The following is a 19,995-nucleotide window of genomic DNA, read 5'->3' as shown; positions in this document are numbered from 1 at the left end:
TACAAATTAATTATTGCCATTAGATAATTTGATGACTATGTTTTCGGCTCCTCTTGTTCTATTGGAGCCTCACATGCATTCGAATCGTCTCGCCCTTTACAGTCAGCGCATGGCTGCCATAACGCTTGTTTTCATTGTCGCGATGATGGTCATCAACGCCGCAGCCTGGCTGTTTCCTTCGGTGGCGTCGCAATACGGCTTGGGGTTTGCCCTGACCGAACGACAGTTGTCGAGCCTGTCTGACGGAGCGACGGGGGCGACTGGCTGGCAATGCCTTGGTGGGATCTTTCTATCGAGTATTCCTTTGCTGGCCCTGGCATCTGGGCTGGCGAACTTACGGAAATTGTTCAAGCGGTATGCCCAAGGCCAATACTTTTCCAGCGAAGCGGCGGTTTATCTGGGGAAGGCAGGTCGCGCGGTTGCGCTGTGGGTGCTGCTGGATTTCCTGTGTGAGCCGTTTCTCAGCCTGCTGATGACGATCAATGCGCCGGTTGGCCAACGATTGCTGACCCTCAGTATTACCGCCCCATCCTTTGTGGCTTTGTTTCTTGCGGCCTGTATTGCGATCATTGCCCGGATCCTGTCCCAGGCCAGTGAAGTCGATTCAGAAAACCGAACTTTCGTTTGAGAACCTCATGCCTATCGTGATTCAACTTGATGTAATGCTGGCGACACGCAAGGTCAAATCCAAGGACCTGGCCGCCGCCATAGGTATTACCGAAGCCAACCTTTCCTTGCTCAAGCAAGGAAAGGTCAAGGGTATACGGCTGGCGACCCTCGAAGCCATTTGCAGCTATCTGCAATGTCAGCCAGCCGATCTGCTGGTCTATCAACCCCAGAGCGAGATTGATCAATCCCCCAGTGCTTGACCCTCGCGCCGTGGGTCCGCCCCGCCAGCCAGTGACACTTTTCCTTGCCCGTCACGCACCCGGACGATTGCCTGGGTGCCACTGTTCATGTCGATCTCGCTCACGGTGTGGCCTTTATCCTTCAATGCCTGGATCAACGCCGGGCTGAACTGGCCCTGTTCCAGTTCGGTGGGGCCGTTGCGGCTGCCGAAGTTGGGGAGGTTGATGGCGGTTTGCGGGTCCAGGCCCCAATCCAGAAGGCCAATGACTGACTTGGCGACGTATTCGATGATTTGCGAGCCGCCGGGGGAGCCGACAGCGGCCAGGAGTCTACCCTGATGATCGAAGATCAGCGTCGGTGCCATGGACGAACGTGGGCGTTTGCCCGGCTCGACGCGGTTGGCGACTTTTTGCCCATTCTCTTCGGGGATGAATGAGAAGTCGGTCATCTGGTTATTGAGCATGAAGCCCTGGACCATCAAGTGTGAGCCGAACGCCGATTCCACCGTCGTGGTCATGGACACCGCGCCACCCTGGTCATCCACGGCCACCACTTGCGAGGTGGAAATACGCAGGGGCGAACGGTCCGGGGCGTAGGCCACCTGGATGCCCGGTGGTGTGCCGGGCTTGGCGACACCCATGCTGCGAGGGCCGATCAGGCTGGCGCGGCTGGCAAGGTAACCCTGATCGACCAGGCCTTTGAGCGGCACGGCTACAAAATTTGGATCGGCAATGTATTGGGCGCGGTCGGCATAGGCCAGGCGCTCGGCCTCGGCGATCAGATGCACCGCTTCGGGTGCGGGTTCAATGCCGGCGGGTTTAGCGGTCTTGAGGGGCTTCAAGGACGCGAGGGTCGCGTTGCTGTCGCGCTGTTCGAGGGCCTGCAACGTCCCGAGGATCTGCGCCACGGCAACCCCGCCCGAAGACGGTGGTGGCATGCCGCAGATTTGCCAGCGCTTGTAGTCGGTGCATAGCGCTGGCCGCTCCCGTGCGGTGTAGCCCTGGAGGTCCGCCAGCGAAAGACTGCCGGGGTTGGCGTGGCCCTGCACCTTGGCGACGATCTCCTCGGCAACCGGCCCTTTGTACAAGGCATCGGGACCTTCGTGGGCGATGCGCTTGAGCACGCCGGCCAATGCCGGGTTTTTCAGCACAGTGCCGACCGCCTTTGGGCTGCCATCGGCATTGAGAAAGTAGGCCGCCATATCTGGCGAACCCGGCAACGACGGGTCGGACGCGATCAAGGCATGCAGCCTGGGAGAGATCGCGAAGCCCCGCTCCGCCAGCGCGATGGCCGGCTCGAACAGCGTCGCCCATTCGAGACGGCCATGTTTGCGATGGGCCAGTTCCAGTCCGCGCAACACCCCCGGGGTACCCACGGAACGACCGCCGATCTGTGCGGCCGTAAACGGCATGGGTTTGCCGTCAGCCTGCAGGAAAAGTCTTTCGGTGGAGCCAGCCGGTGCCGTTTCGCGACCGTCATAGGTGCGCACCGCCTTGCCGTCCCACAACACAATGAACGCCCCCCCGCCGATGCCGGAGGATTGCGGCTCCACCAGGGTCAGCACCGCTTGCATCGCAATGGCTGCGTCGATGGCCGAACCTCCGCGCCGCAACATTTCCCGTCCGGCCTCGGCCGCCAACGGGTTGGCTGCAGCGGCCATGTGTTTGTCGGCGTGGCGGGTCTGCAGGTCGGTGCGGTAGCCGGAGACGACCTCCGGAGGGGCAGGCAATGCAGGCGTGGTGGTGGAGGAGGGTGGGGCCTTACAGGCAGCGAGCGTTAGAGCAACAGCCAGCAGCGAAACAGCTGACAGGTGATGAAGACTCGGTTTCAGATCTGTAAGCATGTGTCGCTCCATCCGTGGGCCAAGGGTATGGAGGTCGACTGTAGCGATGCGAGGCGTCTGGCGCAAATCAACGGGGCCCTGAACAAAAAAATCGGTGTCAGCGCAATGTTGTTCATTTAAAGAAGTTCAAAGAGTCCGTGGCGAGAGGGCTTGGGTACGAATCCGTCACAAAAGGGCGCCTGCTCCGTTGCGACCTCTCACCTCGGACAGGCCGCGCCATTTATTGCTGCGAAGATCGTTCAGCAAAATAGTCGCCATGTTCCCCTGCAATAAACTCTGCATAAGTCAGTTGCTCGGATAGCTGAATGGCGCCATCGGGATGAAGAAATGGCATAAGCCGGCGAATAGAAAAACCTTCAGATCTCAACAGCTCCCACATATCATTGACGGCTTCCCGATAGTCGTCCGTACCGTAGTCGAAGCTGTAGCTTGACCACTCGAAGATGATCTTCAAACGAGGAGAATTTTTTATCATGGCTTGTGCGCCCGCGATGACATAGGGCTCAGCTGCTTCGACATCACAATGAAGTAAGTCAACTTGGCTTTCGCTCATAACGTCGTCCAACGCCAATGTCTTGGCGTTGAATTTATTCATGATTCCTTTGCCGGGAGACCACTGGCCGTTACGATCGAGAATAGACGCTATAGAGTCCTTCGACCAAAAGGGGTCTCCAGAGCTCGCTTGTTCTGTTGCATTGAGTTCAAGGTGACCTCCTCCAGCAAACTGATAATCAAAGGCAAAGCCGAAGTGCTCTCCTGTTTCTCGATACACTGCACGATTGAACACCATCGTTCGATCGGGGATACCTGCATACATTATCGTTTTTAGCAAAATGGCAAAAACTACCGGATTCGCTTCAAATGAGAACACTTTGCCCTTGTTACCGACAATTAAGCCCCCCAGGCTGGTGTAGTAGCCAAAATTTGAACCCACGTTGACATAGGTATCGCCGAGCTTCAGAGTTTCTTGCACTAACCGAGTTGTCCAAGGCTCATGCACACCGTCACGAATAATCCCTACTGCCACATCAACATTGTAGGATGGCACGACAACGTACCCTCCCCACCGGGTTCTAACCAGGCAGAGATCACGACCCAGATAAGAAACGGTATGATTGTTCGGAAGGCCCGAGCGTATTTCGTTCAGTTTTCGATCGATCTCCCGAACGGAGAGGTCTATTTTGTCGATGGCATCTCGTCCGTGCCGCGCAAACCTCGCGGCGTTTTTCAATCCTTCAATTAGTATTTTTATCCGGTTGCCGACCAAGTCGTTCCCCTCGTTTCTCGTCGATTAGTTCATGAAATTCACACTTCAAATGCTTCTTCGGCTTGGGCTCCGTCCCACCTGACATTCCAAATCCTGATGGGCTTCCAACCTACCGTTGACTAGACGGATGGTGCGGCTGGTCATACGTTTCAACAGCTCTTCATTATGTGAGGCAAATAGAAAGCCTTCGTTTCTCTGAATATAATTTTCCAGGCGATTATTTGCCTTGTCTTGGAAGGCTTGGTCAGCAACGCCAATCCATTCGTCTAACAGAAGGATATCTGCCGGTTCTACCGTGCTCATGGCAAACTGGAGGCGGCTGTACATGCCAGGGGAGTAGGTCCCCAAGGGCATGTCAAAGAACGCACCTATATCGGAGAACGCTTCAACGTCGGCAACATATTCCGACTCCGTGATACTTTTAATCCCAAGAAGGGCGTAGCGCATCTTGACATTCTGTCGACCTGTCAGCGCAGGCACCGTACCTGCACCGATTGTCAGCAAAGTACGTATCGAGCCGTGGACCTCTACCGAGCCTGAAGCTGCGGGCAGCATCCCACCGATTAGTTTGAGAAGAGTGGTTTTTCCGTTACCGTTTCCACCAACAATGCCAATGCGTTCACCCCGGCGGACTTCAAGGGATATGTTTTCCAGTGCCCTAAGTACGATGGACCCGTTCTTCCGGCGGATGATCCGGGGGTCAGTACCTACGACCTCCTGCTTGACCCCTCTCAAAGGAATTTCGACAGTGGCGTTACAAATCCGAACGACGATATCTGCAATAGGCATGTTAGGACATCCATCTGTAGACAACGAGACAACGGTTTGCCGGAAAAAGAAGATACGACATGATGATTCCCATCGCTATCAAGCCGAGGCTAACTAAGATCGAGGTCAGGGGAAAGCCTCCATCAATAATCGGGGCTCGAGCCAACTCTATGAGATGATAGATTGGATTAAAATCTACAAGCCACCTGTGAGACTTAAGACGATCGGGGGCCCACAGAATCGGCGTCAATAGGTATATCGCAAATAGGATTTGCGGCAAAAATCCCCGAAGGATTCTTACCCTGTCGAAGAGGTACGCGAGGGGAAGGGACCAAGTGAACAAAACCAGCGTCAGCAAAATTAACCCTGCCACGAACGCTAAATAGTTAGCGGCGAATACGATTTCCGGGTTCACAAAAAAAATAATGACAAAAGATCCGCAGATCTTGAGCAGCAGAGCAACGGTAAATTCGTATGTTGAAACAAGATTGCTTATGAAGCCTGAGATGTTGGGGAACGATATGTAACGCATGGCCTTATCGTTGGAGTAGGATATGTCTGAGACGAAAATCGAAATACCTTGCCAGATGGAAAATGATACGGCGAAGAATGGAATGAACTCTACCAAGGGTTCGTTAAAAACGAGCCCCATGACTGAGCCCAAAAGGAGAACGTGGATTAATACCGAGATGAAGGGCGCAATGAGCCCCAGTCCCGAATTGCGTTTGTTTTCCGCAACGTCCGCCAAATAAAGCTGCCACGCCAGTTTTCGTTGTGACACGAGAACACGCACATCTGTGAAGAAGTCACGTTCAATCCATCGCCATTGGTTGCGCTTTAACATGGAGTTTAGTTCTCCATGATCAGCTGCTTCGCGGCAGCTAGGTAACTGGCTGAACGATGCTCGACGCTAAATTTTTCAAGATAACTTTTCCGAGCGTTGATGCGACTGGGGCTGTCACCGTCGGCCAGCAACAGCTTCTCCGCCAACTCCATATGGTTGCCGATTTCAAAAAAAGAAACCGCACCGGGCTGATACCGATTCAGCTCACCGAAACACTTCGTGTGGGAGCAATATAGGGGACGGCCCATGTCCAGTGCCAGAGCCGCTGGGCCTGACGACGTCTGACCCACCTCCGCGTACGGCAGCACCACCGCGTCGCAGGCCAACATAACCTGATTGAATTCTTCATTATCAAGTGCACCGCAAAAATGAACTCGTTTGCTCAATCCCGGATGCTTCCTGATGACTTTGAGTAGTTTCTGGATATAGGGTGCTTCAACGCTTCCCTTGTCGATTCCCTCGGGATGCAAGCCACCTACCACGAGTAAATGGTGGTCATCGGATAATGCGCTCAAGGCTCTGATTGCGATTTCGATGCCCTTATAGGGTGACAAAAATCCGAAGCAACCCACCAATGTAGCGCTGCTGCTGATGTTCATCTGCGCCAGAATTCCTGACTTGGCGTCATCGTGATCCATGTGTTCTCTAACGTCCTTACTGATGAAGGCAAGGGGCTGGTGCGTAATGCTGTCTTTGCGAACACCCAGTAATGCAAAGTTCTTTGCTTCGCGCGCGGTTTGAACAATGTGGTGAAATTTTTCGGGGTTCTTTCGGACTTTTGCAAGCAGCCTGTCAAATACGTAGTTGCCGCGCCACGCCCGCAAATAGTCAATCACGCCCCGTCGACTGAACTGAAACTTCGGGCTGTCCAAAGAAGGGACTGTGTGGTAAGTAATAATCACTTTTTTACTTTTGCTAATGATGGCGTTCAGGTTGCTCCAAATCTGGGTTGGTGCGAAACCCAGAAGGCCGGGTTCGAATTGAATGTTAACAACCTGTGCGCTCTCAATTTTTTGCAGAAGGACATTGAATTCAGCTCGCGCGGCCCGTTTTGCATAGGGGGATTGGGACCTGAGAAGATCAACAGGCAGCGGCGCGATTTCTATATCGAAGTCATTCTGTTGTCGTAAAGGAAGCTCCAGGAATTCAACGTATTGGGCTATTCCACACGCGCGATGATAACTGGAGATGATTAAAAGCTTGGGTCGCTTCTGCGCTTGATCAGTCCGCGATTTTATATTCAAGTGTTCCATAAAATTCCACACAGCTGGATGGCTGTTACATTGGATAAGTCGATGGGCTACGGCCTGCCAGTGTTAGCTCTTTTGGCTTTCCACCAGACATCATGTCCTGGTACATCTCGGCGTACGCGCGGCTCATCATCATTCCCGAGAAAGTCTCTTCGAAGCGGCGGCGAGCGGCCTTCCCAAAACATTCTGATTCGGTCGTTTCGTGAGCGAGTCTATTTATAGCGTCGGCGAGCGCTTGAACGTCATTCGCTTTGACCACCAGGCCCGTTTTTCCATGCAGATTTATGAAGCTTGTACCTGTGCCTATTTCGCAAGTGATCATCGGCTTGCCGAACATGGCAGCCTCAACCAGCGAGAGACCAAAGGCTTCCGAACGCATGTTTGACGGGAAGACGAATGCGCTACATTGTTCAAGTAATGCAATTTTTTCTCGATCAGAAAGCGCGCCGACAAAGTGTATGTTTCTCAGTCCGAGTGTCGCGGCCTGTCTCTTCAGATCCCTTTCCATCGGCCCGTTTCCAACTATGATCACGTCGGAATCAATCTTGGTCGCGGCCTCCAAGAGAATGTGCAGTCCCTTATAATAGCGAAGCACGCCAACAAAGAGGAAAAACGGCCTCGGGAAGCGAGAACGCCACTTTGCTTTTTCTTCCGGCGTAGCCGCAGGATAGTCGGCTTCATCCAATCCAAGGGGGATCGTCGTTGTTTTTGAAGTGTAGCGCTGCAGTACCGTACTCGTTTCGATATAGCGGGGTGATGTTGCGACAATGCGGTCAACGCTTGATAAAAATCGATGCATCAGTGGCGTATAAAGTCGCAGCAATAACTTTTGTTTCACGATATCCGAATGATAAGTGACTACGGTCGGCTTGCCAGGAGGGGATGCCAGATGAACGATATCCATCATCGGCCAAGGGAAATGATAGTGAATGATGTCAGCCTTTGCGGCCAACTCACGGAAATGCTCGATCACTTCCCGCGAAAAGCCAGTGGAGGCAAATTCAAAGTCGAGCTTTGACTTATGGGCTATATGACCGCCAAACTCGACGGTGCCACTTTCGGGGTTTTTACTGAGAGAAAGCACGTCGGATTTTATTCCGTAATTCGCCGCCCCGTTGGTAATCGCGTGGATCGAACGTTCGATACCACCAAAAGTATCCGGCCAATACGTTTTATAGAAATGCAGAATCCGCATAACACTCCACTGCTGGCCTTGGATGGCGAGCGACTCTTTCCAACGGTTTATTCAGTGTCAGATTTCCCTGGCGCAAGCTCAGGGGCACGCCACGAGGGAGATTGGTGGGTCGCTGGGAGCAGTCAGGGGCTTTACGGCTGGCGATGACCCAGGAGCCGCCCTGATCAGGTGCTCGTCGAAAGGGGAGTCGTGTCTCAGCGGGCGGAGTTGAGTTCTTGCCACGTAATCGAGATATTGCGTAAGGGCGCTGACGAGATGATAGAAAATCGAGGCGGGTACATCTTTGGCCCTTGGCCTGCCTTTTTCATCGATCACGTCAATCCACAGGCCCTTTGGGGCTTGTTCGATATGCCAGCGGAATAGACGTCCCACCCGTGCCTCGACTTCCGGCTTGAGGTCTGGTCCACCATTGCCATCGAGTGCGATAGCCGCCTTTACAGCTTCGCTCTGGGGCCAGCTGCGCGAAAGGGTGTCAAGCGGCAGGCCATGGCGGGAAACCGCGCCATAGGCGAGTTCCGTGGTGCGGTTCAGCCCGTTGGCAATCGCCGAGGCATACAGTTTGCGCGCGTGGCGCATCACATCTTTCTGGCCGGATGCTGCGGCAAAATTGGATAGAAGATAGGCCCATTCAAAATGGTGTCCCGGCTCCGTCCACTCGCCTTTTTCGCCCGGTGCGCGCTCCCAGTCATCGGTAAAATACTCGCCGAGTGTCCATGTTTCCGCATCGAAGAAGTGTTGCCGGAAGAGGTCGACAATCCGCGCGGCCTGTTGCAGATAATCCCGGTTTCCCGTCACGTCGTACCAGGCAAGGAACGACTCCAGTAGATGCATATGCGGGTTGGATCGGCGCAAGCCAGTATCCCCTGGCACCCCCAGGAAACCGCGCAGTTTGGAGTCGGCAAGATTCTGTTCGAGGAAGGCAAAGGTTTGCGTGGCGAGACCAAGCGCCTGCGGATGACCTGCCCGATGGGCATGCGCCAATGCCAAAAGCACGAAGGACTGATCGTAGGCATCCTCTGCGCCATCGAGAACCGTGCCATCAGGATTGAAGGTCTTGATCCAGCCGCCACGATCCGTCCGGCCGTTGGTGGTGATGAACTGTATGCCGTGATCAATCAGATCATAGGCCGGTCCATCCCAGCCCATTTCATGCGCCACTGCGAAGGCGTAGATCTGCCGCGCCGTGGTGCGCATCCGTTTGGGTCTGGTGATGGGGGTGGCATCAAAGGTCAGTGCCTCGTGAAAACCGCCGTAGAGCCGGTCAACACCGATTGTCGACCAGAGCGGCAATGTCTCCTCGAACAGCCAATGGCGAACCCGCTTCTCATAGGCACCAATCTGCGGCAGGCGGTCCTGCGCTGGCGTGAACTTGGTTTCAAGGCGGCCGGTTTTCTCCAGCTGTTCGACGATCTTGCGAACATTCTGACTTTCGGCGACAGGAGCGACGAATGTGGCATCGCAGGTTGACACAACAGCGAGATCACGAAGGCCTATGGCGGAAAGCAGGCGGCCATTGCTGTGCAAATAGCTGTTCTCACAATCGATGGCGATGACATCGCCAACAATCACATTACCGTTGCCGTCGGTTGAGCTGACTTCGAGGAGCGATTGCCACGATCCGAGATCGTTCCAGCGAAAGCGTGCCGGAACCAGCGCAATGTCCTTGGATTTTTCCATAATGGCGTAGTCGACGGAAATGGACGCCACATCCGCATAGAGGTTATGCGGCAGATAGGTGCCAAAGACATTGCTTGTCGCATTGTCGAGCGCGGCCACGGCTCCCTCCCAGATCGTCGACGCATGCGCTCGGAATGCATCGCGCATCGTGCTGGCGCGGAAAAGAAAAATGCCGGAGTTCCAGAGGAAATTCTTTGATTCGAGGTACTGGGTCGCAGTTTCCTCATTGGGCTTTTCTACGAACCGTATAACGTCACGGGTGTTCCCGGTCTGCGGGCCGACCTCAATATAGCCATAACCGGTTTCTGGCCTGTCCGGCTGGACGCCGAAGACAACGATACGACCGGCCATGGCCGCATCTGTGCCAGCCTCCACCGTGTCCCAGAAACCGCGATCCGTCGTTATTTCATGATCGGCCGGCACGACGAGAACCAGATCATCACCATGCTCGCGCAGCGTAATCTCTGTTGCCAGCACAATGGCGGCGGCGGTGTTGCGTCCCACCGGCTCGAAAATCGCTCGCCCGCCTGACAGGTTGACACCGCAAAGGTCTCGGCTGATGCGGTCCGCATGACGTTCTGAGGTGAGTAGATAAACCGGAACAGAGGTATCGCCTCCTCGTGCCCCCATACGTTTGACTGTCCGCAAGAGCATGGAGCCCTGGCCGGACAGGTTGTGAAACTGCTTGGGGAAATCTTCACGCGACAAAGGCCACAGGCGTGAGCCAACCCCACCACTCATGACAAAGCTTATGATCGTTGTTTTTTTGGTCATTTTTACTTTTAACAGCAATCAAATTAGTTGAGATGGAGTCAGGATCACAGTTGCCGTCTTTTTTGCCCCGAGGTATCGAGCCGTCTGATCTTCGGGGCCTGGGCCAAGTGTTTACGGAAAACCACACATCCTGGCTTCCACCATGGACAAGTTATATCCCTTACTTGTCTGCCTCTCGGCGTTACCCTTCAGATCGTGGGTGTTTGTGAAGTAAGTCAGGAGGCCCGAATTATCACCGCTAAAATGTGTCCGGACCTTTGTGAGAGCGGCTGGTGCTTTTGCTGGAGGGGATAAAAAATAAAAAAAACTTCACGGAATGTCGAAAATAGCTCTTGATCTTCATGAAGAAGAACTCGCTGTCACAATACCCATGAGGGGAACAGGATTTTCGGCCGCCGCTACAAGAAGGAAATCGGCTGGCGTGGGGAGTCGGATCGATCTGCAGGCATCGCCATCAGTCTTGATCGTGACAGCAGAAAAACCTTCCCCAAAAAAGGAAGGAAAGTATTAATATCGCGCACAGGGACGCTGGTTTGTTAGATGGATTTGTTCACACGAACATTCATCAATCAAATCGGCGTTTTTTTTTCTGTGTTCTCGGGATTCCATACAGAGCCATTTGGCCCGGGGGCGTGGTATTCAGCGTTGCCTGATATTTTCCAGGATCTGGATAGGCGCAGCCATCCGGGCCCACGGCTCACAACATCTTTGCTTTCCCTGCTGATGACAGACTAAGAGAATGTAGCTAATGGATGACGGACGATACGAAAGACCGGCGGCTATGGTGGAGGGGGCGGTTCCGTCATCCAACCAGATGCCGCATATCCTACTTATCGACGATGCCCCGGAAGATATCCGCGCGACGCTCATTCTGCTAAAGACACAATCATGGCGCCTTTCGGTGGCCAGCGATGCCTACAACGGCTATCAGCGGGCGTTGGCACTGCGTCCGGATTTGATTGTTCTGGATGTACTTATGCCGCAGATGGACGGTTTCAGCCTGTGTCGACTACTGCGCGAGGCACCGTCGACTCGGCAGATACCCATCCTCTTCTTGTCTTCGGCAAACAGTTCTGTCGAGCGTCTGGAAGGGCTGACATTGGGCGGCGTCGACTACATATCGAAATCCTGCGAACCCGAGGAGGTGCTGGCGCGCATCCGGATCCATTTGCAGTTGACTTGGCGCGAGCCGCCGGCCAACCAGTGCGAGCTGACAGGCCCAGCCTTGCAAGGCGATGAGATCGTTCTACGGGCGGCGATGCGCCTGATTGGAAATCAACTGGACGACATGCCCTCTCTGGCCAAGATTGCACAAAAAGTCGGCACTCATGAGAAGCGCCTCTCTCGTATATTCCGCGAGCATCTGGGAATGACCGTGTTCGCCTACATTAGCGATGCACGATTACGTCGCGGTCAGGAGCTGCTGGCCGTAAGTTCCATGAGCATTCAGGATATCGCTGAACTGGTCGGTTTTCGCAGTGCCTGCAATTTCACCACGGCGTTCGGACAGCGACTAGGTATGACGCCCAGTCAGTTCCGTCAGCAAGCCCAAGGCATGGCTGATGCAGAGTTGGCTGAGTGCACATAATGCTGCCTCTACAGTCGCTGTTGCTGATGGTTGGCTTGTTGGTCAGCGGCCTCCTGCAGGCGGCTCCGGTAGAGGTCTGCCATGCGGATCACCTGAATTTGATGTCCGCTACGCAGATTTTCGAAGACCCGCAAGCAAGGCTGAGCCTGGAAGACATAACGCAGCTTCCCGTAGCGAGTTTCAATGCCGCGACCCCTGACTGGCCGACACAGGGTTACACCCAGTCCGCGTTCTGGTTGAGGCTGCAACTGACTAATTCGAGCAATAGGGCATGCTCGCGCTTGCTGGTGGTCGGCGCGCCACGCCTGGAAGATATCCAGGTATACCAAAGGAAAGCGGGGCGCTGGAGTCGTTCGCATGGGGGAAGCGCCTATCCCTTGGATGAATGGCCACTGCCGGCGGCACGTCAGCCCGCGTTCCAGCTCTCGCTGCCGGCGGGGGAGACCGTCATGCTGTTGGTCCGGGTGACCAGCACCTCACAGCTATTCCTGAGTCCGCAACTCTGGGCAGAGCGAGAGCTTCTTCGAAGTCAGCAACATACCTATCTGACCGATGGGCTGACGCTCGGCATTGTCTTGTTGATCGTCCCGTTCGGTCTCATCGTTGGCTGGATTTTGCATTCTCGACTGCTGGTGATAAATGCGGCCGCGGTACTCGGCAATATCCTGCTGACCTGTATCTTGAACGGCTATTTGGTGTTCTGGCCCGCGGCGCTCGGCTGGTCGCGGGAGTTACTGACGTTCGCCAGTGTGGTTACGTTCGCACTTTTTCTTGCCTACATGCGCGTGCTGTTACAGGTCTCTCGCCTGCCTAGAATCATTGGCTGGATATATTGCGTGCCTCTGTTGGGATACGCGCTTGGCCGACTTTGGTGGTTGAAGGTCGATCCTGCTCAGGGAGCATATTTTTTACAGCTGTTCCTGTTTAGTTTCTACGGGGCGCTGCTCCCTACGTTATTCATGGCGTGGCGAAGAAGGCTTGCCTACAACTGGATGGCTTGTCTGGTCCCGGGGCTGCTGCTCCTGCAGTTGGCTATTCGATACTTTTTCCCGCAGGAGCAGTTGCCCTGGCAGTCGCCCGAAAACAAATACAACTTATCGTCCACCTTGCCCGGCGTGGCGTTGTTGGTGTGTACGTTAATCATGGAGGTCAGCCGGAGCCGAATCCGGGAAAGGCACGCCCTGTCCAACCTGGAGTTACAACGACAAGCCGAGCATGAGCGCCTCGAAAGTACCGTGGCACTGCGCACCGCGCAGTTGCGTGAGTCGCTGGCGGCACGTAGCGGGTTGATGGCTCGGATCAGTCATGATCTGCGTTCCCCGCTGGTGCGCATCATTGACTACGCGCGCCTGTTGCATACAGGGTCGAACCGGGAATATCAGGCCAATATCGAGCGCAATGCTCGCCAGCAACTGGAGTTGATCGACGAAATGCTGGAGTTCTCCCATGGAGAACTGGAGCAGATGCAGTTAACCCTCGCGCCAGGTTATCTGTATGGCTTCCTGCAGGAGATCGAAGGCGAGGCGGGCTTTCTCGCATCGCGACAGGACAACACCTTTGAGGTTGTTCTGTCGGATGATCTGCCGGTACTGGTGCAGGCAGATTTCAAGCGTCTTCGGCAGATACTGATGAACCTCTTGGCGAACGCGGCGAAATTCACCCGTAACGGACACATCCGCTTCGAAGTGACCTGTTGCCCAGGAGCGGCCCCTGAAACAGTGGAGCTGTGTTTCAACGTGGTCGACACAGGAATCGGCATTGATCCGGAGGAGGTCGAACAGTTACTTCTGCCGTTCCGCCGCGGACGCAATGCGCAACGCTACGAAGGCAGCGGGCTGGGTTTGTCGATCGTCACTCAGTTGCTGGAGTGTATGAACAGCCGGCTGGAACCGCAGGCCACGGAGCGGGGCGGCAGCCGATTCACTTTTCGTCTCCAGCTGGAATACGCTCGGGAACAGGACCTGGAGAGCGGCATCGTCGATAACAATGTTGCTCCCTTTGATGGCCAGGGCAAACATATCCTGTTGGTCGATGATATCGAGCAGAACTGTGAATGGCTGTACGACCTGCTGGCCGGTTATGGCTTTGACGTGAGCATGGTGGCGACCGGAGAAGATGCCTTGGTATGTCTGGGAGAGCAGCGGGTCGATCTATTGATCAGCGACCAGATGATGCCCGGTATGGACGGTTGGGAACTGCTGCGACGTGTGCGTGACCGGTGGCGGAATGTGCCTGTGATGCTTTATTCGGCGGTCCCGGCACGCCGCCCGAACGCTCATCCGACGGACCTGGTATTCGATGCGGTATTGCTCAAGCCCGCTGACAGCCGCGAATTGCTGGCTTGCGTCAAGACACTGACCAGCTCAGAGACCGCGCGCCGAACGATGGCCTTGGAGCAATAACAGGCTCGGTTTGGGTTGTAGGCTGCTCTGGAGTGCGAAGCGCTCGCGAAAAGGGGCCGCTCCCCAGCGAGAGTGTGGTGGATCCCAGCTACAGTGCTTTTCTCAAGGCATAAAAAAACGGCTTATCTTTCGATAAGCCGTTTTTAGTACTTGGTGGCTACACAGGGACTTGAACCCCGGACCCCAGCATTATGAATGCTATGCTCTAACCAACTGAGCTATGTAGCCAAGTGGCGCGCATTATTCGCCGGTAGCGAAGATGTGTCAAGCGTAAATCTGAAATATTTCTCTGCGCTTTCAACCGCTTATCAATCCTCGCTACAAATACCCGTCAACCGAGTTGAAATCTCCCCGTATTGGCACTCAAGGCCTGGCTTCCCTTGCTCAGGGTATCCGCCGCCAGGTTCACGGCCCGTGCGCCATCGAGCAAGCGCATGGCCGCTTGATCGACCTGCTGGATATTGCCGCTGACCTCGTCGGCGGTGCTGGCTTGTTCATCCACTGCGGTGGCGATTTGCGCCAGGGTGTCGGTGACGTTTTGCACGGCGCCGGCGATTTCTGCCAGGCGTTCACCCAGGCCCGTGACCGCTTGGGCGTCGGTCTGGGCCTGGCCGCAGGCGGCTTCCATCAGGCTGACCGCTTCATTGACGGTGGCGCGCAGGCTGTCGACGGTGCCGGCAATCTGTTGCGTGGAAGACTGGGTACGTTGCGACAGGCTACGCACCTCATCGGCTACCACCGCGAAACCACGACCCTGTTCCCCGGCGCGAGCGGCTTCGATGGCGGCGTTGAGGGCCAGTAGGTTGGTCTGCTCGGCCACGCCACGAATGGTGTCGACCACCAGCTGGATCTGCTGTCCCTGCTCGCTGACCCGGCCCAGTGCGGCGGCGGTTTCGTTGAGCCGCTGGTTGAGCTGCTGGATGCTCGCCGTGGTGCGTTGGCTGTCGCGGCTGCTGTCGGTGGCGATGCGTCGGGTCTGTTGGGCGCTGTCAGAAGCCTGTTCACAACTTCTCGCCACGCCTTGAGACGTGGCGGCCAGTTGTGTCGCGGCGGCAGCAATCTGGCTGATCTGCATCTGCTGGGCTTCGACTTCGTCAAGCGCGCCGCTGGAGTGGGTATTGAGAGTGCGCACGGCATTGCTCAACTGCAAGGTTTCGTGGTCCACCCCCAGCAGGCTGTTGCGCAACTGCACCACGGCGACGTTGAGGGCGGTGCTGATGGCCGCCAGTTCGTCGCGTCCCTGCACCGGCACTTGCAGGCTTAGATTGCCGTCACGCAGGGCTTCGGCCAGCAGGGTGATGCCGCTGGCGCTGCGCCGGATCGACGCTTGCAGGCAGATGAAGAGGTACAGCGCGGCCAGCAACAGGCAGCCGAGCACCGTCGCCACCAGCGTGAACTGGCGGATCGCCGAGCCGTGGTAGTGATCCAGCCGGGTGTCCAGTGCTACCAGGGATTGTTGGCGCAAAGTGGCGAGATCTGTCAGGAGGGCATCCATGTGTTTCTCGAAGTCTTCCGGCTTGAGATTGATAGAGCCGCCGAACACGCCGTCATCCAGCACTTTAAGCCCAGCGTCCAGGTGCTTGAGGCTGCCCTGGAATTGTCCGGCCCAGGTTTGCAGATCACTGGGCAGGCGTGTTTCCAGCAAGGTACCGGTTTTGATCAACTGGTCCCGGGCGTCACCGATACGGCTGCGCAGGTCCCTCAGTTGCAAGCGGCTCTGCAAGGTGAACTGGCCTGATACCACGGAGGCCTGGCCGACGCTGGTCAGGCGGCCGACCCGTTCGATCAGGTCCGGTGTCTGTTGGGTGGAAATCTGCGTCAGCAAATACGTCTCCAACCAGGAGGCGAGGGTCAGGCGGTTGTCCATAACCATTTGCTCGCGCAAGGCTTGCAGTGCGCTCAGGGCCGTGGTGAAGCGGTCGTAACCGTCTGGCCACCAGCCCACGGCGCCCAGGCTCTTCGAATCCAGGCCGTTGAGGCTGGTTTGCAGGGTTTGATAGCGGGCGAGCGTGTCGGCTTCGGCGCCCTCGGCTTGCAGGGTACTGCCCAAGTCGTTGGCGGCCTGGTTGAGGGCCGGTTGCACTGCGTCGAAAGCCGCCATTGCGGCAAGGGTTGCCGGCGTCGGTTGTCGATTGGTTTCGGTGGCACGCCAACGGGCCGCACGGTTGCGCTGGGCGGTGAGCAGGTTGTCCAGGTTATCCAGGGCCAGCAACTGGCGTACCCCGGCGCGTTCCCCGGAAATCAGGCTGAGTTTGTCACGATAGTCCTGGCCGATCAGCCACAGGCTGCCCATGAGTGGCAGGATGAAAAGCAGGAACAACAGCTGGAATTTACGGGCGAAGCCGAAACGTCCCAGCAATCCGATGCCCGGTGATAGAAAAGCCTGCATGCCCATACTCCCCTGAACACCCTTGCACTGTTTTTGTGCGTTTCTACACAGTGTAGAAGCAGGTGCCCTTTTAAAAGGCCTCGAAAGTTTGTCCAAATCGGCTCGGTAGGCCAGCTCTGTAGCGAAACTTCCCATTCTCGGTCCCCTTTGTAAGAGGCCGCGTTCTAGGCCATTAACAAGGCAAGATTCAGACCATGGCGTTGCGCTATCACCTTGGATTCCGACAATTTTCTAGTTCGATAGCAAGCTAAGGGGATAGCCTGGCTGCACCGAAAAATGGCACATTGATGAACCTGCCCGTGTGCACCCATCTGCCGTATGGAAACTCCCATGGCTATCAGCAACACCCACGCCGATACGAAGTCGGTCCCCGCCACGCCTCAAAGCAGCCCGCTGGTCATGCGCATCATTGGTGCCGTGGCGTTGGCACACTTGATCAACGACCTGATCCAGGCGGTGTTGCCGTCTATTTACCCGATGCTCAAGGCCAGTTATGGCCTGACCTTCACCCAGGTTGGTTTGATCACGCTGACGTTCCAGCTGACGGCATCACTGCTGCAGCCCTGGGTCGGTTATCACACGGATCGACACCCCAAGCCCTGGCTGCTGCCGGCGGGGACGGTGTGCACGCTGATCGGCATCGTGATGATGTCCATGGTCGGCAGTTTCCCTCTGATTCTGTTGGCCGCCGCGCTGATCGGCATCGGCTCATCGACCTTTCACCCTGAAGCCTCGCGGGTCGCACGATTGGCCTCGGGCGGGCGTTACGGCTTGGCGCAGTCGACCTTCCAGGTCGGCGGGAACGCTGGTTCTGCTTTCGGCCCTTTGCTGGCGGCCGCAATCATTATTCCCTACGGGCAAGGCAATGTGGCCTGGTTCGGGTTGTTCGCCCTGTTTGCGCTGTTCGTGCTGTACCGCATCAGCCGCTGGTACGCCAACCACCTGAACCTGTTCAAGCTCAAGCAAGGCCAGGCGGCCACTCACGGTTTATCCAAAGGGCGGGTCTTGAGTGCGCTGGTGGTGCTGGGGCTACTGGTGTTTTCCAAGTATTTCTACATGGCGAGCTTTACCAGCTACTTCACCTTTTACCTGATCGAAAAGTTCGACCTGTCGGTGGCGTCCTCGCAGTTGCACCTGTTCCTGTTCCTCGGCGCGGTGGCGGCGGGAACCTTCTTCGGCGGCCCGATCGGCGACCGGATCGGGCGCAAGGCGGTGATCTGGTTCTCGATCCTGGGCGTGGCGCCGTTCACCTTGATCCTGCCCCACGTTGACCTGCTGTGGACCAGCATCCTCAGCGTGGTCATCGGCTTTATCCTGGCTTCGGCATTCTCGGCCATCGTGGTGTACGCCCAGGAGCTGGTGCCGGGCAATGTCGGGATGATCGCCGGCGTATTCTTTGGGTTGATGTTCGGTTTCGGTGGGATCGGCGCCGCGCTGCTGGGGCACCTGGCGGACATCCGTGGCATCGAGTACGTGTATTGGTTGTGCTCGTTCCTGCCGTTGTTCGGGGTGTTGGCGATTTTCCTGCCGAGAACCAAAAAAGTCTGATCTACATTCAGATGGCCGTGACCTATGAATATTTGATTTCATGCTGAAAAATCTTTGGATCAGAACGGTGACCGCCGCCATGGGTAAGCGTAAACGCAAGACATTGCCGAAGGACTTCGGTCAGTTGCTGGAGCGGGCCTCGTTTGCCGAACTGGTCGCCGTGTTCGATGAATGCGAGCTTGGAGCCACCGGCGGTTACAGCAAGAGCACCGCGCTGGGCTTCTACAACTGCCCCGACGAACTGGTCCGCTGGCTGGTGGAGCAGAGCGCCGACATCAATGCCCGTGACACTTACCAACGCACGCCCCTGCATCATCGCAGTTCGAGTTGGATCGGCGGTGTCGACCTGCTACTGGATTTGGGCGCCGACATCGAGGCGCAGGATTACCAGGGCTACACGCCGCTGCATGCCGCGGCCAACAGTCACAAAGCTGACGCCATCGCTGCCCTGATCCGCCGTGGCGCCAATGTCGAGGCCAAGAGTCGGCAGGGACAAGGTGTGCTGCATATCGCCCTGGCAACTACCCGCAACGCCGATATCGAGGCCACCGCGAAAATTGCCCAGATTCTGCTGGCCGCGGGGCTGCAGCGCGATGACGGCATGCTCGCTGAAGTGCAGCGCATCGGCCGTGAGTTCGAGTTTCACCGGGCCTCCTTCAACCCGGACTATCTCGAGGCAACGGACGCTGCCCTGGCCAGTCTTTATCGTCTTTTCGACGTCACTCCCGTTGCCTCCCGCAAGGTTCACGACGGTCAGGCCGCTATCGTCGTCACGGCCAGTGGCTGGCCTGACCAGCATCAGCAACTGTGGGAGCTGCTGGTGCCATCTTCTGGCGCCGCAGCGACGGCGCAGGGTGAGGTGATCCGCATCAGTGGCCGTATATCCCGAGAGATTCACCACAACGGCTCGGCCAACTGGGACGCGGATTTCAAAGCGATGTTGGCGGCCCTGGTTAGCCACGTGGGCAGCGCCGTGCCCTTGCCGGCGGCCGAACTCGCTGAAGCACGGGCGCTGGCTGCCGCTCTGCGCAATGGCAACGATGACGCCGAGCACACGGATCGTCTTTGTGAATTGGCTGTGCGCTGGGTCATCGCCAACCCGCAGCCGGTGCCATTGACGATGCCCTCCTACAGCCGATAACGCGACGGCGCGCCCAGCCCTTCCAGGATCAAATAGCCCGGCGTGATGCCTCGCGCGCGCCGCAGGTCTTTCCGGCACCGTGTGGTGTACACAACACTCGCGGGGGCACTTTCCCCTCGGGTGTCGGGCCTGCTGAATTACGACTAAAGCACTATTTTGTATAAGTCCTAAGTTCGATTTTGTATAAAAGTCGACGGTGTTAACTTGCTGTCGTGGTTATTGGTCTGAATGGATTCTGCGGCATTATTCAAGGGTGACCCAATGGTTACTGGACAAGCAGGCTTTCGCATTCTTTCCACCTATCGCCCTTATTGTCCAGGTACATAAGGCCTTTGGTTCCTGACTTGAATACCCCTTACTGCTTTTTTGCCCCCAACCCGCCACGTTTCAAATACTTATAAAGCAGCTGTATCGCCGTGCCCTTTCAAGACGCTTGTCTTGTGGGCCGCGTAAACAGCCG

14 protein-coding genes and 1 tRNA gene are annotated in these 19,995 nt (G+C 56.3%); 6 read left to right on the top strand and 9 right to left on the bottom strand.

All coding sequences use genetic code 11. The annotated features are described in order from the left end of the window. Positions 1-73: 73 nt before the first annotated feature. Positions 74-628: a DUF2975 domain-containing protein gene (locus tag J9870_RS24585; protein WP_210645414.1), complete on the top strand. Its 555-nt coding sequence runs from the start codon at positions 74-76 to the stop codon at positions 626-628. A 7-nt stretch (positions 629-635) separates the two neighbouring features. Next, positions 636-869, top strand: coding sequence for a helix-turn-helix transcriptional regulator (locus J9870_RS24580; RefSeq protein WP_210640907.1), 234 nt, complete (start codon positions 636-638; stop codon positions 867-869). On the opposite strand, the gene ggt is transcribed toward J9870_RS24580, so the two are convergent. From ggt to J9870_RS24545, 7 genes are all read right to left on the bottom strand, one after another. Further along, positions 851-2,692: a gamma-glutamyltransferase gene (gene ggt / locus J9870_RS24575; protein ID WP_210640905.1), complete on the bottom strand. Its 1,842-nt coding sequence runs from the start codon at positions 2,690-2,692 to the stop codon at positions 851-853. The genes J9870_RS24580 and ggt overlap by 19 nt on opposite strands. Before the next feature lie 220 nt (positions 2,693-2,912). Beyond that, positions 2,913-3,959 (bottom strand): FkbM family methyltransferase, encoded by a 1,047-nt coding sequence (locus J9870_RS24570; protein ID WP_246883051.1) that lies wholly within the window; start codon positions 3,957-3,959, stop codon positions 2,913-2,915. A gap of 45 nt (positions 3,960-4,004) precedes the next feature. Next, positions 4,005-4,748 carry an ATP-binding cassette domain-containing protein gene (locus J9870_RS24565; protein WP_210640903.1) on the bottom strand — a complete coding sequence of 248 codons (744 nt, stop codon included), beginning with the start codon at positions 4,746-4,748 and terminating at the stop codon, positions 4,005-4,007. A 1-nt stretch (position 4,749) separates the two neighbouring features. Beyond that, complete coding sequence (locus J9870_RS24560; RefSeq protein WP_210640901.1) at positions 4,750-5,571, bottom strand: ABC transporter permease; 822 nt, start codon at positions 5,569-5,571, stop codon at positions 4,750-4,752. Positions 5,572-5,576: 5 nt separating this feature from the next. After that, a complete protein-coding gene (locus J9870_RS24555; protein ID WP_210640899.1) occupies positions 5,577-6,824 on the bottom strand; it encodes a glycosyltransferase in 1,248 nt (415 codons plus the stop codon). A 25-nt stretch (positions 6,825-6,849) separates the two neighbouring features. Further along, the gene (locus J9870_RS24550) at positions 6,850-8,016 is read right to left on the bottom strand and encodes a glycosyltransferase family 4 protein (protein ID WP_210640897.1); all 1,167 of its coding nucleotides are present in this window, start codon (positions 8,014-8,016) and stop codon (positions 6,850-6,852) included. A gap of 78 nt (positions 8,017-8,094) precedes the next feature. Beyond that, entirely contained in the window at positions 8,095-10,467 is a 2,373-nt protein-coding gene (locus J9870_RS24545) for an AGE family epimerase/isomerase (protein WP_210640895.1), read from the bottom strand. Positions 10,468-11,215: 748 nt separating this feature from the next. Between J9870_RS24545 and J9870_RS24540 the strand changes: the two genes are divergently transcribed. Together J9870_RS24540 and J9870_RS24535 are read left to right on the top strand one after the other, a co-directional pair. Then, the gene (locus J9870_RS24540; protein ID WP_210640887.1) at positions 11,216-12,055 is read left to right on the top strand and encodes a DNA-binding response regulator; all 840 of its coding nucleotides are present in this window, start codon (positions 11,216-11,218) and stop codon (positions 12,053-12,055) included. Continuing rightward, entirely contained in the window at positions 12,055-14,457 is a 2,403-nt protein-coding gene (locus J9870_RS24535) for a hybrid sensor histidine kinase/response regulator (RefSeq protein WP_210640885.1), read from the top strand. Before J9870_RS24540 ends, J9870_RS24535 begins: the two co-directional genes overlap by 1 nt. 151 nt (positions 14,458-14,608) lie before the next feature. Here the strand turns inward: J9870_RS24535 and J9870_RS24530 are convergent. After that, a tRNA-Met gene (locus tag J9870_RS24530) sits at positions 14,609-14,685 on the bottom strand. Between the two features lie 103 nt (positions 14,686-14,788). Further along, positions 14,789-16,846 carry a methyl-accepting chemotaxis protein gene (locus J9870_RS24525; protein WP_210640883.1) on the bottom strand — a complete coding sequence of 686 codons (2,058 nt, stop codon included), beginning with the start codon at positions 16,844-16,846 and terminating at the stop codon, positions 14,789-14,791. Between the two features lie 330 nt (positions 16,847-17,176). On the opposite strand from J9870_RS24525, the gene J9870_RS24520 reads away from it, so the two are divergent. Both J9870_RS24520 and J9870_RS24515 read left to right on the top strand, forming a co-directional pair. Continuing rightward, on the top strand, positions 17,177-18,394 hold the full coding sequence (locus J9870_RS24520; RefSeq protein ID WP_210640881.1) for an MFS transporter: 1,218 nt from the start codon (positions 17,177-17,179) through the stop codon (positions 18,392-18,394). A 79-nt stretch (positions 18,395-18,473) separates the two neighbouring features. Next, on the top strand, positions 18,474-19,535 hold the full coding sequence (locus J9870_RS24515; RefSeq protein WP_246883050.1) for an ankyrin repeat domain-containing protein: 1,062 nt from the start codon (positions 18,474-18,476) through the stop codon (positions 19,533-19,535). The last annotated feature ends 460 nt before the right edge of the window (positions 19,536-19,995 follow it).

It is taken from the genome of Pseudomonas sp. Tri1 (genome assembly GCF_017968885.1).
In the GTDB taxonomy this organism is placed as follows: domain Bacteria; phylum Pseudomonadota; class Gammaproteobacteria; order Pseudomonadales; family Pseudomonadaceae; genus Aquipseudomonas.
The sequence above is the reverse complement of the archived record's forward strand: the minus strand, read 5'-3'. Positions and strand labels throughout refer to the sequence as shown.